We start from the raw sequence: 222 nt of genomic DNA, 5'->3' as shown, positions 1-222 counted from the left end.
GATACTTTCCCCATACAAGTAATTTTGTTCTTAAGTGTTTATTTTCTAATCGTAGCTGTTCCAGTTCACTTAGCTCTTTTGGTCCTTTTCCGTAAGAATATTGCTTTCCTACAGGTTGTTGAAAACGATGAGTTTGATCTGTACGATACCATTTCATCCATGTCTTAATTTGGGAAACATTTTTAATTCCGAGTGTTTCCATAATGGTACGATTTGAATAAC

1 pseudogene is annotated in these 222 nt (G+C 34.2%); it reads right to left on the bottom strand.

Annotated elements, in window-relative coordinates:
* A pseudogene (locus MR065_RS27380) lies at positions 1 to 222 on the bottom strand (IS3-like element ISBt2 family transposase); the annotation flags it as partial.

Source organism: Bacillus cereus group sp. BfR-BA-01383, assembly GCF_022663495.1.
GTDB classification, from domain to species: domain Bacteria; phylum Bacillota; class Bacilli; order Bacillales; family Bacillaceae_G; genus Bacillus_A; species Bacillus_A cereus_AU.
The sequence above is the reverse complement of the archived record's forward strand: the minus strand, read 5'-3'. Positions and strand labels throughout refer to the sequence as shown.